Annotated in this window: 14 protein-coding genes; 8 read left to right on the top strand and 6 right to left on the bottom strand. The window is 68.5% G+C overall.

Annotated features, from left to right (window positions below; translation table 11 throughout):
- Nucleotides 1-142: 142 nt before the first annotated feature.
- From ACQE3C_RS12340 to ACQE3C_RS12320, 5 genes are read left to right on the top strand one after another with little or no spacing between them, the layout of a single operon-like run.
- Entirely contained in the window at nt 143-1501 is a 1359-nt protein-coding gene (locus ACQE3C_RS12340; RefSeq protein ID WP_434539480.1) for a cell division protein PerM, read from the top strand.
- 9 nt (nt 1502-1510) lie between these two features.
- On the top strand, nt 1511-2098 hold the full coding sequence (purN, locus tag ACQE3C_RS12335; protein WP_434539479.1) for a phosphoribosylglycinamide formyltransferase: 588 nt from the start codon (nt 1511-1513) through the stop codon (nt 2096-2098).
- The gene (purH, locus tag ACQE3C_RS12330) at nt 2091-3650 is read left to right on the top strand and encodes a bifunctional phosphoribosylaminoimidazolecarboxamide formyltransferase/IMP cyclohydrolase (RefSeq protein WP_434539478.1); all 1560 of its coding nucleotides are present in this window, start codon (nt 2091-2093) and stop codon (nt 3648-3650) included. Before purN ends, purH begins: the two co-directional genes overlap by 8 nt.
- A 46-nt stretch (nt 3651-3696) precedes the next feature.
- Nucleotides 3697-4551 (top strand): bifunctional methylenetetrahydrofolate dehydrogenase/methenyltetrahydrofolate cyclohydrolase, encoded by an 855-nt coding sequence (locus tag ACQE3C_RS12325; RefSeq protein WP_434539477.1) that lies wholly within the window; start codon nt 3697-3699, stop codon nt 4549-4551.
- Between the two features lie 30 nt (nt 4552-4581).
- Nucleotides 4582-4902, top strand: a complete 321-nt coding sequence (locus ACQE3C_RS12320; RefSeq protein ID WP_434539556.1) for a DUF3017 domain-containing protein — start codon at nt 4582-4584, stop codon at nt 4900-4902.
- Nucleotides 4903-5009: 107 nt separating this feature from the next.
- Here the strand turns inward: ACQE3C_RS12320 and ACQE3C_RS12315 are convergent, their stop codons facing one another.
- The 6 genes from ACQE3C_RS12315 to purU form a co-directional block, all read right to left on the bottom strand.
- Nucleotides 5010-5996 (bottom strand): malate dehydrogenase, encoded by a 987-nt coding sequence (locus ACQE3C_RS12315; protein WP_434539476.1) that lies wholly within the window; start codon nt 5994-5996, stop codon nt 5010-5012.
- A gap of 285 nt (nt 5997-6281) precedes the next feature.
- Nucleotides 6282-7127 (bottom strand): M15 family metallopeptidase, encoded by an 846-nt coding sequence (locus ACQE3C_RS12310; protein WP_434539475.1) that lies wholly within the window; start codon nt 7125-7127, stop codon nt 6282-6284.
- 161 nt (nt 7128-7288) lie between these two features.
- Nucleotides 7289-8239 carry a phage tail tip lysozyme gene (locus ACQE3C_RS12305; RefSeq protein WP_434539474.1) on the bottom strand — a complete coding sequence of 317 codons (951 nt, stop codon included), beginning with the start codon at nt 8237-8239 and terminating at the stop codon, nt 7289-7291.
- A gap of 343 nt (nt 8240-8582) precedes the next feature.
- Nucleotides 8583-10214 (bottom strand): solute symporter family protein, encoded by a 1632-nt coding sequence (locus ACQE3C_RS12300; protein ID WP_434539473.1) that lies wholly within the window; start codon nt 10212-10214, stop codon nt 8583-8585.
- Nucleotides 10211-10576 (bottom strand): DUF485 domain-containing protein, encoded by a 366-nt coding sequence (locus ACQE3C_RS12295; RefSeq protein WP_434539472.1) that lies wholly within the window; start codon nt 10574-10576, stop codon nt 10211-10213. The genes ACQE3C_RS12300 and ACQE3C_RS12295 overlap by 4 nt, the downstream gene beginning before the upstream one ends.
- Before the next feature lie 375 nt (nt 10577-10951).
- Nucleotides 10952-11794 carry a formyltetrahydrofolate deformylase gene (purU, locus tag ACQE3C_RS12290; protein WP_434539471.1) on the bottom strand — a complete coding sequence of 281 codons (843 nt, stop codon included), beginning with the start codon at nt 11792-11794 and terminating at the stop codon, nt 10952-10954.
- Between the two features lie 34 nt (nt 11795-11828).
- On the opposite strand from purU, the gene ACQE3C_RS12285 reads away from it, so the two are divergent.
- The 3 genes from ACQE3C_RS12285 (at nt 11829) to ACQE3C_RS12275 (ending at nt 16284) form a co-directional block, all read left to right on the top strand.
- Nucleotides 11829-12389, top strand: coding sequence for a hypothetical protein (locus ACQE3C_RS12285; RefSeq protein ID WP_434539470.1), 561 nt, complete (start codon nt 11829-11831; stop codon nt 12387-12389).
- Between the two features lie 157 nt (nt 12390-12546).
- Complete coding sequence (locus ACQE3C_RS12280) at nt 12547-14760, top strand: NADP-dependent isocitrate dehydrogenase (RefSeq protein WP_434539469.1); 2214 nt, start codon at nt 12547-12549, stop codon at nt 14758-14760.
- A gap of 123 nt (nt 14761-14883) precedes the next feature.
- Nucleotides 14884-16284 carry a hemolysin family protein gene (locus ACQE3C_RS12275; protein ID WP_434539468.1) on the top strand — a complete coding sequence of 467 codons (1401 nt, stop codon included), beginning with the start codon at nt 14884-14886 and terminating at the stop codon, nt 16282-16284.
- Nucleotides 16285-16293: the final 9 nt, after the last annotated feature.

Here is a 16293-nt window from a genome sequence, read left to right as displayed (position 1 = left end):
GAGATGCTGGGACCTGTTCGGGTCCTGGGACACTCCTGAGGGGTCAGCGGTGTGGACATGTACTTAACCCCAGATCTTGCAGGGCGTCGGCCAGTTTACCAAGGGGAACACGCCTAACCGCGTCGGGATGAGAGGAGCAGGTGTGGCAGCAGCACGTCGCCGGCGACAGGTGGGTGACCTGGACGTCGTCGTGGACGGCAGCGGCGACACCGAGCCGACCCGTCCCGAACCCTGGCTGCCCTGGTGGTTGGCCAGTGCTGCCGCCGGTGTGCTGTCGGTGGCGATCTCGTGGGTGCTGGTCTGTGGGCTGTTCGCGCTGGGCTGGTTGGCCACCACCGACATCGACTTCTCCGGGGTGTTCGTCAATGGGACGAGGGTCTGGCTGCTGGGCTTCTTCGCCGGCGCCGACGTCGCCGGGTTGCACCTCACCATCACCCCGCTCGGGATGACGCTTGGCAACCTCGCCCTGGCGCTCGGGTTGGCGAGCTTCGCGGCCGGCCAGGCCAGGCTAGCGGCCCCTGAGGAACTCAGCGGCCACCAGCGCCGCAACCTGGCCCTGCGGGTGGCGGCGGTTTTCACCCTCGCCCACACCCTGGCCGTGCTGGTGCCCAGCTTCTTCGTGGCCACCGCCGAGCAGTCGGCCCGGGCCATGGTCGGGGCGCTGGCCATCGGCGCCATCGCCGCACTGGTGGCCGGTGCCCGCGGTTTCCAGTGGCGGGTCACCGAGGACTGGCCGCACTGGCTGCGCCCCGTGCCCGCCGGGGTGGGGGCTGCCGTGCTGGTCATGCTGACCACCGGCGCACTCGTGCTCGCCATTGGCCTGATCAGCAACCGCGACCGCATCGTCGCCCTGCACCAGGCCCTCGAGCCGGACACCCTCGGCTCGATCCTGCTGCTGGTGCTGCAACTGCTGTGGCTGCCGAACCTGCTGGTCTGGTGCACCTCGTGGGCACTGGGTTCCGGGTTCCAGGTCGGGCTCGGCTCGGTCGTCAGCCCCGCCCAGAACCAGCTTGGGCTGCTGCCCTCCATCCCGGTGCTCGGCGCGCTGCCCGAGACCGGGCCCGGGTCCTCGTCCCAGCTGTGGTGGCTGGCCAGCGGCCTGCTCGCCGGGGCGATCGGGGCACTGGTCGTGCTGCGCGCCCGGCCCCGGGCCCGCTTCGACGAGACCGCGCTGGTCGGTGGCCTGGTCGGCGTGCTGGCCGGCCTGGTGCTGGTCGCCCTCGGGATGCTGTCCAGCGGTGACCTCGGCACGGGACGACTGGTCGACCTCGGGGTGCGTCCGACCGCCCTGTTCGTGATGGCGCCCACCCTGCTCGGTATCGCGGGGGTGGTCACCGGCGCCGTGACCGGCTTGCTGCGCCGCCCCGCCGCGCCCGCCGAGCCCGACCCGGACGACTCCGCCGCCGCCGTCGACGTCGACCCCACCGACACCAGCCCGGACGAGACCGACGATCTCTCCGGCGACGATGACGAACCGACCCGGATACGCGATGTTCGTTAGGCTGACCAGGTGACATTCCGCGTCCTCGTCCTGGTGTCGGGCTCAGGCACCCTGTTCCAGGCCCTCGCCGACCACCTCACCGGTCGCGGCGACATCGAACTGGTGGCCGTCGGCGCCGACCGCGAATGCGAGGGCCTCGACCGCGCCCGGGCACTCGGCCTGCCCACCTTCGCCCACCCGCTGCCCAAGGGCGCCGACCGCGCCGCGTGGGACGCCGAACTGACCCGCAAGGTCGCCGACCATGCGCCCGACCTGGTGGTCAGCGCGGGGTTCATGAAGCTGCTCGGGGCCGAGTTCCTCGCCCGCTTCGCCGGCCGGACGATCAACACCCACCCTGCGCTGCTGCCGTCCTTCCCCGGAATGCACGGCCCCCGCGATGCCCTGGCCCACGGGGTCAAGGTGACCGGGGCGACCGTCTTCCTGGTCGACGCCGGGGTGGACACCGGCCAGATCCTCGCCCAGGGCGCCGTCGACGTGCTCGACGACGACACGGTGGACAGCCTGCACGAAAGAATCAAGGTCGTCGAACGACACCTGCTGGTCACCGTCGTCGACCAGCTGGCCCAGCAGCACACGAGTGGAGAAGACAATGAGTGACGCCCAGCCCATCAAGCGAGCCCTGGTCTCGGTCTACGACAAGCAGGGCCTGGCCGAACTGGGCCAGGCGCTGGTCGCCGCCGGCGTCGAGGTCGTCTCGACCGGTTCCACCGCGAAGGTCCTCGCGGGGGCCGGCGTCCCGGTCATCCCCGTCGAACAGGTCACCGGCTTCCCCGAATGCCTCGACGGCCGGGTCAAGACCCTGCACCCGAGGATCCACGCCGGCATCCTGGCCGACCGCCGCCTCGAGAGCCACCGCGACCAGCTGGACGAGTTCGGCATCGCCGCCTTCGACCTGGTCGTCTCGAACCTCTACCCGTTCACCGAGACCGTCGCCTCGGGGGCAGCCCCGGACGAGTGCATCGAGCAGATCGACATCGGCGGCCCCTCGATGGTGCGCGGGGCCGCGAAGAACCACCCGTCGGTGGCCATCGTCACCAGCCCCGACCAGTACCCCGACCTGCACCGGGCCCTGGCCGAGGGCGGCTACACCCTGGCCGAGCGGCAGGCGCTGGCAGCCGCCGCCTTCGTCCACACCGCCGAGTACGACATCGCCGTGGCCAGCTGGATGGGCTCGGTGCTGACCGACAGCTCCGGCGGGGACAACTTCCCGGCCTGGGTGGGCGGTTCCTGGACCAAGCAGGGCACCCTGCGCTACGGCGAGAATTCCCACCAGCCCGCAGCGCTGTACGCCTACGCTTCCGGCCCCGAGGGCATCACCCAGGCCGAGCAGCTGCACGGCAAGGCGATGAGCTACAACAACTACACCGACGGTGATGCCGCCTACCGCGCCGCCTACGACTTCGCCGACCCCACGGTCGCGATCATCAAGCACTCCAACCCCTGCGGCATCGCCTCGGGCGCCGACATCGCCGAGGCCCACCGCAAGGCCCACGCCTGCGACCCGGTGTCGGCCTTCGGCGGGGTCATCGCCACCAACCGGCCGGTCAGCCTCGAGATGGCCAAGCAGGTCGCCGACATCTTCACCGAGGTCATCATCGCTCCCGGCTACGAGGACGGTGCGGTCGAGGAACTGCAGCGCAAGAAGAACATCCGCATCCTGGTGGCGCCCGCCTACACGCACAGGGCCCGGCAGCTGCAGCCCATCTCGGGCGGCGCCCTGCTGCAGGCACCCGACCAGATCGATGCCGACGGCGACGACCCGGCCAACTGGGTGCTCGCCAGCGGCGAACCGGCCGACGAGAAGACGCTGGCCGACCTGGCCTTCGCCTGGCGTGCCTGCCGGGCCGTGAAGTCGAACGCCATCCTGCTGGCCAGCGACCGGGCGTCGGTGGGTGTCGGCATGGGCCAGGTCAACCGGGTCGACTCCTGCAAGCTGGCCGTCGACCGTGCCGGGGCCCGCGCCGGTGGCTCAGTGGCTGCCTCCGACGCCTTCTTCCCCTTCTCCGACGGCCCGCAGATCCTCATCCAGGCGGGGGTGCGGGCGATCGTCCAGCCCGGTGGTTCCGTGCGCGACGAGGAGACCATCGCCGCTGCCCAGGCAGCCGGGGTGACCATGTACTTCACCGGCACCCGCCACTTCTTCCACTGAGTTCGCGACCACCCAGTCCGGACACGACCCGATCACGAGGCAGACGATGACTGCACAGGTTCTCGACGGCAAGGCCGTCCACGCCGCCATCAAGGACGAACTGACCGCCAGGGTGCAGGCCCTGGCCGGGCAGGGCATCGTCCCCGGCCTGGCCACGGTGCTGGTCGGTGACGACCCGGCCAGTGAACGCTATGTCGCCATGAAGCACCGCGACTGCGAGCAGGTCGGCATCGCCTCGATCCGCGTGCAGCTGCCGGCCGATGCCAGCCAGGCCCAGGTGGACGAAGCGCTGCGCCAGCTCAACGAGGACGATGCGGTCACCGGTTACATCGTCCAGCTGCCCCTGCCGCGCCACCTCGACGAGTTCGCGGCCCTGGCCGCGATCGACCCCGACAAGGACGCCGACGGGCTGCACCCGATCTCGCTCGGCAAGCTGGTGCTCAACGAACCCGCCGCCCTGCCGTGCACCCCGCGCGGCATCGTCGAGCTGCTGCGGCGCCACGGCCTGGAATGGAAGGGTGCCGAGGTCACCGTGATCGGCCGCGGCACCACGGTCGGTCGTCCGCTGGGCCTGATGCTGACCCGGCGCAGTGAGAACGCCACCGTCACCCTGTGCCACACCGGCACCCGTGACGTCGCCGCCCACACCCGGGGGGCCGACATCATCGTCGCGGCCGCCGGGGTGCCCCACATGATCACCGCCGCGATGATCAAGCCGGGCGCGGTGCTGGTCGACGTGGGCGTCAGCCGGGTCGACGGCAAGACCGTGGGCGACCTGGCCCCCGACGTGTGGGACAAGGCCGGCTGGGTCACCCCCAACCCCGGTGGGGTGGGCCCGATGACCCGCGCCATGCTGCTCAGCAACGTGGTCGACCGCGCCGAGCTGCTGGCCGGCGCCTGAGTTGGTGCCCCGGGATGAGCGGTGTCTGAGATGAGTAGCGGGGGAGCGCCCGGCGCGCCCGGTGGCATGCTCACCAAACTGCGCAACCAGTGGACCCTGTTCCTGGTGCTGCTGGCGATGGCCGGCTCGTGCGCCTACTTCGCAGCCGGACACTGGCGCCGCGGGGCCTTCGCCTTCGGCATGACCGTGCTGCTCGCGGGGGTCTTCCGGCTGGTGCTGCCCACTCGCCGGGTGGGCTTGCTGGCCGTCCGCAGCCGCTGGTTCGACTGCCTGTTGCTGCTCGGTGCTGCCGCCGCGCTGATCATGCTGACGCTGGTGGTGCCGCCGTCCCCACCGCCGTCGGCGGGCTGATCGGCCGCCGGCCGCCCAGGCCCCGCACGCCCACCAGCCACCTCGCAACAGCAAGGGGCCCGCACCGACAACCTGTGTCGGGCGGGCCCCTGCTGTACTGCTGTTGATCAGATCAGGCCGAGTTCCTTGACGGCGTCGCGCTCGTCGGCCAGCTCGGCCACCGAGGCGTCGATCTTGGCGCGGCTGAAGTCGTTGATCTCCAGGCCCTGGACGATCTCGTAGGTGCCGTTGGCCACCGTCACGGGGAACGACGAGATGAGGCCGGGCTGCACCCCGTAGGAACCGTCCGACGGGATCGCCATCGAGACCCAGTCACCCTCGGCGGTGCCGTTGACCCAGTCGCGGGCGTGCTCGATGGTGGCGTTGGCGGCCGAGGCCGCCGAGCTCAGGCCACGGGCCTCGATGATCGCGGCGCCGCGCTTGGCGACGGTGGGGATGAAGGTGTTCTCGATCCAGTCCTGGTCGTTGACCAGCTCGGCGGCGTTCTTGCCGCCGACCTTGGTGTTGAACAGGTCGGGGTACTGGGTCGAGGAGTGGTTGCCCCAGATGGTCAGGTTGGTGATCTCGCTGACCGGCACACCCAGCTTGGCGGCCAGCTGCGACTTGGCGCGGTTGTGGTCGAGGCGGGTCAGCGCGGTGAACCGCTCCTGGGGAATGTCGGGGGCGTTGGTCATCGCGATCAGGGCGTTGGTGTTGGCGGGGTTGCCGGTCACCACGACCTTGATGTCGTCGGCCGCAGAGTCGTTGAGTGCCTTGCCCTGGGCGGTGAAGATGGCGCCGTTGGCGCTGAGCAGGTCACCGCGCTCCATGCCCGCCTTGCGGGGCATGGCGCCGACCAGCAGCGCCAGGTTGGCGCCGTCGAAGACCTTGTTCGCGTCATCGCCGATCTCCACACCCGCCAGGGTGCCGAAGGCGCAGTCGTCGAGTTCCATCACGACACCCTCGAGCGCCTTCAGGGCGGGGGTGATTTCCAGCAGCCGCAGTTCCACGGGGACGTCGGGACCGAAAATGGCCCCCGAAGCGATCCGGAACAGCAGGCTGTAGCCGATCTGACCGGCAGCGCCGGTGACGGCAACCTTCACGGGAGTGCTCACGGTTTTCCTCTCATCGTCGAGTTCGGGCCGCAACGACCAGGCCGCCGGGTCCACTGGGTCTGACCCTACCGAACCTGCCGGGTCGTCCAGTACGCGGGGTCGACGGCGGACGAGCGCGAAATGCGCCGGGCCGGGCAGGCCCGGCCCCAAGGGGTGGCCGGTCGTCCGACATCGGGCCGGGCCCGACCGCTGCGGCACGACAACGGCGGCCCCGGTGAATTCCACCGGGACCGCCGTGGGTGAGTCGCTGTGCAGAGGGGGTGCACAGGGGCTGCTGGCTGAACCTCAGACCAGGACGCCGGTGACCTGCTGGAACTTGGCCCGGGTCGCCGGGCCGAAGCGACCGTCGACGGTCAGGCCGGTGCGGCGCTGGAACTCCTTGACGGCGTTCTCGGTCTTGGTGCCGTAGATGCCGTCAGTGGCCAGTGGGGTGTCGGCGTAGGACGGGAACCAGGTGTTCATCGTCTTCTGCAGGGTGGTCACCCGGGCGCCGGTCGAGCCCTTGGCCAGGGTGGCGACGGTGCTCGGGGGCGGCGTGGTGCTGCCGGTGAGCTTGTTGTAGTAGGTGTTGATGCTGGAGTAGCTGCCCATGAACTCGAAGTGCATGGTGTCGTACTTGGTCGGCGAGGTGTAGTGGCCGCCCCAGTAGAAGCCGTGGTTGATCCACATCTTCACCACTGCCGGCGGGATGTCGGACTTGAAGGTGGTCGACTGGGGGTTGCTCTGCCAGTTGATGTCGATCGCACGACCGTAGGCGTGGTTGGACGGGGTGCGGGTGCCACCGATGAAGCGGCAGTTGTAGGCACCCGTGTCGGCCTTGCGCAGCGTGTAGCCCATGGCCACGGTGCGGCGCATCAGCTCCTGGACCAGCGGCTGCAGTTCGGAGCGGACGTGGGCGGTGGCAGCACCGGCAGTGGCGGCCTTGGTGGGGACGTTGCAGGTGATGCTGCTGCCGCTCACCTTGACGCGGGCGGCGTCGTCCCAGCCGGACGGGGTGCGGACCCAGGTCATGACGGCGGCGGGGTACTGGCTGCGGGTGTAGGCGTCGGCGATGCTGGCGGTCCCGGCGACCAGGCCGGCCGACAGCGTGGCGACCAGCGCCACCGTGCGGGCTTTCTTGAAGAGGTTCATGTCCGTGCTTTCTCGAGGAGGGGTGGTGAAAGTGGATCCGTCACAGCGACGGGTCAGGAGGACTTGTTGTGCCCGGGGAGGGGACCCGGGCACACAGCGGCAGGCTGGCGGGTACCTGCCGCTGCCGGCCACCGCCAGGCGATGGCTTTCCGGGGCCGCGATCAGTCGATCAGGCTGCCCCAGGTCTTCAGGCCAACCACACCGTCAGCGGCCAGGCCGACCGACTTCTGGTAGTTGATGACCGCGGTGCGGGTCTGCGGGCCGAACTTGCCGTCGATAGCCCCCGAGTAGGTCCCGTGCGCCTTCAGCTCGACCTGCAGGGCGGTCACGGCGGTGCCGCTGTCACCCTCCTTGAGGGTCGGGACGAGGGCGGTGAAGGTCTTCTCGCCGGCCACGCCGTCGGCGACCAGGCCGCGGGAGGACTGGAACTGCTTCACGGTGTTGGTGGTGCCAGCACCGAAGAGGCCGTCAACGGTGATGGTGTAGCCCTTCGAGCGCAGCAGGTACTGCAGAGTGGTGGTGGCCGCCTTGTTGGTGGTGCCCTGCTTCAGCGAGGGGAAGGAGGTCTCGGTTGACGGCGGGGTCACGGTGCCACCGGAGTAGCGGCTGTGGATGCTGTTGGCGGCGTTGATGCGGGCCTGGTCAGCGTGCACCGAGGGGCGCTCGTAGTACTTGCGCACGGCCACCGCAGCAGCGCTGATGGTCGTGGTGGCCTTGATCTGGTTGTAGGCGTTCTTCTCCTTGCCGGTCAGCTCGTGCCAGATGAAGTCGAGCTGCAGTTGCAGGTCCGACCAGGCCTTGCCCTTGCTGTTGGCGTAGTTGTACAGGTCGGTGCGGCGGGAGCCTTCCCACTGGGCGAGGCCGCGGCCGGGGCCGCCACCGAACTGCACTGCCGCCGGGTTGATCGGGTCACGGCCGGACTCGACGACGAAGTTGCCGATCAGGCCGGCGGTCTGGGCCTTGGTGAAGCCCTTGTTGATGAAGAAGTCCCAGGCGACCTTGTTGTTGTCGGCTGCCTGGGCCTGGACGGGGTTGCTCAGGTGGAGCCCGGCAACCAGGACGAAAGCTGAGACGATGCCCGCGATCAGACGCGACACCATGGACTTGCGCATGAGTGGTCCTTCCGTTGTGGAGGTCCCCCGGATGCAGAAATCTGGGAAGGGGGGCGGTGAGGGGAGTCCGCCCGAGGAAGAACCTAGGTGAGCCTGAGCCCAGGTGTCAGTACTTTCAAGAATTTTTCACACTTGGTGAGCGACGTCTCGTCCGACCCACGCCCACGTAGCTGGATTCCCGGTGAATCGCGTAGTCAGTACGGATTCAACCAACTCGGCGCCAAGTGCCCCGGACTAGGCCTGATGCTATGGAGAACCTGAGAAACGTTGTTCTGGAACGCCGTTCGGCGCCGCCCTGGGGGCGACGCCGAACGGGTACTAACTTTTGGCCAGACTTTGCCGGTCAGTGCGAGATGGCACCTTCTGCGCCGGCTCCGGTGAGGGAGCGGACCTCCATCTCGGCATTCTTGGCGACATTCGGTTCCTCCTTGGACAGCAGGGTCCCGAGGATGCCGCCCAGGAAGCCGACCGGGACGGAAATGATTGCCGGGTTGTCCAATGGGAACCAGGCGAAGTCCATGTCCGGGAACATGGCCGTCGGCACACCGGAGACGGCGGGGGAGAAGATGATCAGCACCAGGGCGCTGATCAGGCCGCCGTAGATTGACCACAGCGCACCCTGGGTGTTGAACCTGCGCCAGTACAGCGAGAACAGGATCGAGGGCAGATTGGCCGAGGCCGCCACGGCGAAGGCCAGCGCCACCAGGAAGGCGATGTTCTGCGACTTGGCGGCGATGCCGCCGACGATGGCCAAAGCGCCGATGACGATCACCGTGGTGCGGGCCACCTTGAGTTCGGCCTCGGGGCTGGCCTTGCCGCGCTTGATCACCGAGTTGTAGATGTCGTGGGCGAACGAGGCCGACGAGGTGATGGCCAGGCCGGCCACGACGGCCAGGATGGTGGCGAAGGCGACGCCGGCGATGACTGCCAGGAAGACGGTGCCACCCACGCCCTGGCCGGGCAGCCAGAACGCCAGTGCGGGTGCTGCCGCGTTGGCCTTGCCGGGCAGGGTGTTGATGGTGTTGGCACCCACGAGCCAGGCGGCGCCGTAGCCGAGCACCATGGTGAACAGGTAGAAGGCGCCGATCAGCCCGATCGCCCAGGTCACCGAACGGCGGGCTTCCTTGGCGGTCGGCACGGTGTAGAAGCGCATCAGCACGTGCGGCAGGCCGGCCGTGCCGAGCACCAGGGCGATCGACAGCGAGACGAAGGCCAGCTTGGAGGTGCCGGTGGCGCCATACTTCAGCATCGGGTTCGACAGGTCGATGGTGCGCCCGGCGTCAGCCGAGGCGGTTTCGTTGGCCTTGCCGATCAGGGCCGACAGGTTGAAGCCCGTCTTGGCGAGCACCCACAGGGTCATGATCCCGGCGCCCGAGACGAGCAGCACGGCCTTGATCATCTGCACCCAGGTGGTGCCCTTCATGCCGCCGATGAGCACGTAGCAGATCATCAGCACGCCGACCACGACGATGACGACGTTCTGCATCAGCTCACCGCTGACCCCCAGCAGCAGGCTGACCAGGCCGCCGGCGCCGGCCATCTGCGCCAGCAGGTAGAAGAACGACACCGCCAGCGTCGAGATGGCCGCGGCCATGCGGACCGGGCGTTCCTTGACGCGGAAGCTCAGCACGTCGGCCATGGTGAACTTGCCGGTGTTGCGCATGGGTTCGGCGACCAGCAGCAGGGCCACCAGCCAGGCGACCAGGAAGCCGATCGAGTAGAGCAGGCCGTCGTAGCCGCTGAGGGCCACGGCACCGACGATGCCCAGGAACGAGGCGGCCGAGAGGTAGTCCCCGGCGATCGCCAGGCCGTTCTGGCGGCCGTCGAAGGAGGCACCGCCGGTGTAGAACTCCTTGGAGGTCTTCTTGCCGCCGGTGGAGACGCGGATCACGACCGTCAGGGTCACGACCACGAACAGGATGAAGATCGCGATGTTGGCGATCGGGTTGCCCAGCTTCACGGTTTCGAGGATCATGAGCGGCCCCCTTCCAGTTCGGCGCGCAGCTTGCCAGCGATGGGGTCAAGGTTCTTGTTCGCGTGGCGGATGTACAGGGCCGTGATGCCGAACGTGGTGACGAACTGCAGCAGGCCCAGCAGGATGCCGAGGTTGACGTTGCCCACGACGGGGGTCTGCATGAAGTCGACCGCATAGGTGCTGAGCAGCACGTAGCCGAAGTACCAGACCAGGAAGGCGACGCTCAGCGGGAAGGAGAAGTTGCGGAACTTCTTGCGCAGTTGGGCGAACTCGTCGGAGTTCTGCATTGCGATGAAGGCGTCGTCGCTGATGCGGGAGTCTTCGGGGTCGAGGGACGGGTGCTGTGTTTGCGGAGAGGTCACGACACTCCTTGGAGGTGGCCCCGGGGAAATCGTCCGGACGGGGTTGGCGACCGGGCATGACCGGACGGCGACTTTGCCGGCGACCCTGCCCGCAGGGCGTTGGATCGGCGCCCTCGCAGGAAAAGTAACCTGTCAAGGCGTGCCCTGACGACTCGTTGAAAGCGAGCATTGGCACTTTGTGACGAGATTCACGCTCAGCGCGGCGCTCCTCGGCCGTAAATGGTGAGCAAAATCACAACCGCCGATGCGCAGGTTCTTGCCCCAAATACCCGCTGGCAGCGATGGATCCGTGAAGGAAACTGCGCATCCGCGGGAGGGGTGGCGGCGCGCGGAGTGAGGGCCGGGTGCGCTACTGGGCGCATCCGGGGAGAGGGGTCAGTCGAAGACGACTGAGCGGGCCCCGTCCAGGAAGACGCGGTGTTCGGCGAACAACTGAACGGCGTCGCTGAGGGTCATCGACTCCTGGTCCTGGCCGACCTCCACGAGTTGCTTGACGGTGCGGGAATGGTCGACGCGGACCACGTTCTGTTCGATGATCGGGCCCTCGTCGAGGTCTGCGGTGACGAAGTGGGCGGTGGCGCCGATCAGCTTCACGCCGCGGGCATGGGCCTGCCGGTAGGGGTTGGCGCCCTTGAAGCCGGGCAGGAAGGAGTGATGGATGTTGATGGCCCGCCCAGCCAGGAACTCGCACAGCTCGGGGCTGAGGATCTGCATGTAGCGGGCCAGCACCACCAGCTCGATCGCCTCGTCCTCGACGACCTGGCGCACCCGCGACTCGAAGGTGGCCTTGGTCTCCGGGGTGACGGGGTAGGACTCGAAGGGGATGTTGTAGAACTTGGCCAGCGGCTCCAGGTCGGGGTGGTTGGCCAGCACCACGGGGATGTCGACGGTCAGCCGGCCCGAGCGCTGGCGGTAGAGCAGGTCATTGAGGCAGTGGCCGGCCTTGGAGGCCAGCACCAGCGTGCGCAGCGGACGACCGGCTTCGTGCACCGACCATTCGCCGTCGAAGCGTTCGGCAACGGGACGAAGCTGCTCCCGGAAGCGCTCGAGGTCGAGCACGGAGTCGACCTCGACCCGCATGAAGAACCGCCCGGTGTCGGTGGAGGAGAACTGCTGCAGCTCGGTGATGTTGCCGCCCTCGGCCCCGCAGGCGCCGGTGATGGCATGCACGATGCCGGGGCCGTCGAGGCAGGTGAAGGTCAGGACCCAATGGAACATGCGGCCATCGTAGTGGGACACCTAGACTCCAGGCGTGACTGAATCCGCCGTGCCGACCGCGTCCCTGCCGCCGGCGGAGTTGCTCGTGACCGTCGCACGCTGGCTGGACGAGGGTGCCCGCTGGATCGCCGTCGACGGGCTCGGGGCCAGCGGCAAGACCACCCTGGCCGACCAACTCGCCGCCCACGTCGACGGCCTGGCCGTGGTGCACCTGGACGACTTCACCCGGCCCGGTGCGGTCGGCTGGGAACGTGAGCGGTTCCGTGAGCAGGTCTACGAACCCCTCCGGGTCGGTGTCGCCACTCGCCACCAACGCCACCACTGGACCAGCACCGAGCCGACCGACTGGGTCGAACTGTCGCCCGGACGAGGGGTGCTGGTCGAGGGGGTCGGCGCCAGTGAACCGCCCGAGGGCCTGGTCTGGGACCGGGTGCTCTGGGTGGCCGCCCCGCAAGAGCGCCGCCACCGGCGGGCCGAGGCCCGTGATGTCGGCCGGTTCGAGTGCTGGGCGCAGAACTGGCGCCCGGTCGAACAGGAATGGTTCGAGCGTGCCCGGCCCTGGCGCGGGGCCGACCTGGTCTGGGTCAACCCCTGAGCGCCGCTGCTTGGGCGTCCCTTCGGTCGTCAGCCCGTGAAGTCAACGCCTGGAACGCAATGCCCGCACGGGTGCCCGCGACAGCGCCAGTGGCTGAGGCGGTCGGCGGCATCCGATAAGTTGGCACCCATCAGCGTTGACCCACAGGAGCACATCGATGTCGCAGACCATCCACTGGACCAAGATCGACGAAGCCCCGGCCCTGGCCACTTACTCGCTGCTGCCGATCGTGCAGTCCTTCCTGGCTGACAGCGGCATCGAGGTGGTGACGGCAGACATTTCACTGGCTGCCCGCATCCTGGCCCAGTTCCCCGAGCGTCTCAGCGACGAGCAGCGGGTGCCCGACGAGTTGGCCAACCTGGGCGCCCTGACGCTCACCCCCGAAGCGAACATCATCAAGCTGCCGAACATCTCGGCATCGGTGCCCCAGCTCAAAGCCGCCATCGCCGAACTGCAGTCCCAGGGCTTCGACGTGCCCGACTACCCCGAGCAGCCGTCCGACGACGAGCAGGTCGACATCCAGGCCCGCTACGCCAAGGTGCTCGGCTCGGCCGTGAACCCCGTCCTGCGTGAGGGCAACTCCGACCGCCGCGCACCAGCCTCGGTGAAGGCCTTCGCCCAGAAGCACCCCCACCGGCTGGGCCCCTGGACCGCCGACAATGCCGCCGAAGTGGTCTCCATGGTCGACGGTGACTTCTACGGCAACGAGCAGTCAGTGGTCACTGAGCAGGGCACCACCCTGAGCATCACCCTGAAGGCTGCCGACGGCACCACCACGGTGCTCAAGGACGGCGTCACCACCCTCGACGGCGAGATCGTCGATGCCACCTTCATGAGCGCCGCGGCGCTGCGCGAGTTCTACGCCGACCAGATCGAGGCCGCCAAGCAGCAGGGCCTGCTGCTGAGCCTGCACCTGAAGGCGACCATGATGAAGGTCTCCGACCCGGTGCTGTTCGGCCATGCCGTCTCGGTGTTCTACGCCCCCGTGCTGCTGAAGTACGCCGAGGAACTGGCCCGGGTCGGGTTCAACCCCAACCAGGGCATCGGCGACCTGTACGCCAAGATCGCCACCCTGGACGAGGCCACCCAGCAGGCCATCACCGGCGACATCGACGCGCTCTACGCCGAGCGCCCGGCCCTGGCCATGGTGAACTCCGACAAGGGCATCACCAACCTGCACGTGCCCAGCGACGTCATCATCGACGCCTCCTTGCCGGTGGTCATCCGTGACTCCGGGCAGATGTGGAATGCCGCCGGTGACCAGCAGCATACCTTGGCCATGGTGCCCGACCGCTGCTATGGCCCGATGTACCAGGCCGTCATCAAGGAGCACAAGGCCAACGGCGCCCTCGACCCAGCCACCATCGGGTCGGTGCCGAACGTCGGCCTGATGGCCCAGAAGGCCGAGGAGTACGGTTCGCACCCGACCACCTTCGTCATCCCCGCCGACGGCACCGTCGAGGTCACCGATGCCGGCGGCAAGGTGCTGATGAGCCACCAGGTGCAGGCCGGCGACATCTGGCGGATGAGCCGCGTGCGCGACATCCCCGTCCAGGACTGGGTCAAGCTCGCCGTGACCCGTGCGCGGGCCACCGGCGCCCCGGCGGTCTTCTTCCTCGACTCCGAGCGGGCCCACGACCGCAACGTCATCGCCAAGGTCGAGCAGTACCTGCCCCAGCACGACACCGAGGGCCTGGAGATCCAGGTGCTGGCGCCGGTCGAGGCCGTCACCTTCTGCCTGGCCCGCATCCGTGAGGGCCGCGACGCCATCTCGGTGACCGGCAACGTGCTGCGCGACTACCTCACCGACCTGTTCCCGATCCTCGAGCTCGGCACCTCGGCGAAGATGCTCTCGATCGTCCCGCTGTTGGCCGGTGGTGGACTGTTCGAGACCGGCGCCGGTGGTTCGGCGCCCAAGCACGTGCAGCAGTTCGTGGCCGAGGACTACCTGCGCTGGGACTCGCTGGGCGAGTTCTCGGCGCTGGGAGCCTCCCTGGAACACGTTGCTGCCACCTCGGGCAATGTGCGCGCCGGCGTCATCGCGGCCGCCCTCGACCGGGCGATCGGCCGCTTCCTCGACGAGAACAAGTCCCCGGCCCGCAAGGTCGGCCAGATCGACAACCGCGGCAGCCACTTCTACCTGGCCCTGTTCTGGGCCGAGGAACTGGCCGCCCAGTCCGACGACGCCGACCTGGCCGCCCGCTTCCAGGGCATCGCCGAGCAGTTGCGCAGCAACGAGCAGGTGATCAACGAGGAACTGATCGCCGTCCAGGGCCAGCCGGTCGACATGGGTGGCTACTACCACCCCGACCCGGCGCTGACCGAGGCGGCCATGCGCCCCTCGGCCACCCTGAACGCCATCATCGGCTGAACCGGACGAAGGGGAGCGCGTCGATCTCGTCTAGGCTTGACCCGTGAACAAGAAGTCCAGCACGGAGTGTGACAGTCCCGGGCCCCTCGTGGGCAGCAGCAGGAATCGGGGGGCTGACCTGTAATGGGTGTGCTGGGCAACATTGCACTGATCTTCCTGTTCATCATCATCGGCGGTGTGTTCGCAGCCGCTGAAATGGCGCTGGTGACGCTGCGTGAGTCGCAGGTCAAGCAACTGGCGCAGCGGGGCAAGCGTGGGCAGGCCATCGAGCAGCTGACCTCCAACCCCAACCGGTTCCTGTCAGCGGTGCAGATCGGCGTCACCCTGGCCGGCTTCCTGTCGGCATCCTTCGGTGGCGCCACCCTGTCGGGGGAGTTCGCGCCGGTGCTGGTGCGCATCGGCATTCCCGAACGCATCAGGGTCTTCGGCGGTGAGTTCGCCTTCGCCGAAACCCTCGCCCTGGTGCTGATCACCATCCTGATCAGCTACTTCTCGATCGTGCTCAGCGAGTTGACCGCCAAGCGGCTGGCGATGCAGCGCGCCGAGGGCTTCGCGATGGCCTTGGCCCCGATGGTCAACGGCATCGCCACCGCCGCCCGCCCGGTCATCTGGTTCCTGGGCAAGTCGACCGACGTCGTGGTGCGGGTCCTCGGCGGCGACCCCGGCGCCTCGAAGGAGGAGGTCTCCGACGAGGAGATCCGCGCCATGGTCTCGGGCTCTGCCACCCTGGGGGACGAGGAACGACGCATCGTGGACGAGGTCTTCGATGCTGGCAACCGTTCCCTGCGTGAGGTGATGGTGCCGCGCACCGAGGTCGACTTCCTCTCCGGTGACATGCCAGCCTACAAGGCGATCCGTGCGGTCCAGGGTGCCCCCCACTCCCGCTACCCGGTCACCGACGGCGGCCCTGACCGGATCGCCGGTTTCGTCCATGTGCGCGACCTGATGGACCTCGACGTGGCCACCCGTTCGGCCCCGCTGAGCCAACTGGCCCGCCCGGTGGTGAGCCTGCCCGGCACCGTGAAGGTGCTGCGGGCGATGACCGACATGCGCCGCAAGCGTGCGCACCTGGCCATCGTGCTCGACGAGTACGGCGGCACCGCCGGCATCGTCACCCTTGAGGATCTGATGGAGGAACTGGTCGGTGACATCACCGACGAGTACGACGTCATCGACGAGGCCCAGCAGGTCCACCAGCAGTTGCGTGACGTCGAGGGCCTGATGACCATCGAGGAGTTCGCCGAACGCAGCGGCTACGTGCTGCCCGAGGGCCCCTACGACACGGTGGCCGGGTACTTCATGCACCAGTTGGGCAAGGTGCCGAGCCTCGGTGACACCATCCAGGTCGAGCTGGAACGCGACCGCCAGGGCGCCGCCGACCTGCCCGAGACCCGCGGCTACACCTTCACCGTGAACGAGCTCGACGGACGCCGCGTGGCGTGGCTGAGCGTGCACCACGTCGAGCCCGCCACCGGCGAGGTGACCGACGACGAACCGGCTGGGGCGCAACCAACTGCTTCCTGACTCACCGCC

The organism is Aestuariimicrobium sp. Y1814 (assembly GCF_050113895.1).
In the GTDB taxonomy this organism is placed as follows: domain Bacteria; phylum Actinomycetota; class Actinomycetes; order Propionibacteriales; family Propionibacteriaceae; genus Aestuariimicrobium.
Note: the sequence above shows the minus strand (reverse complement) of the source record. Positions and strands in the feature narration are given on the sequence as shown.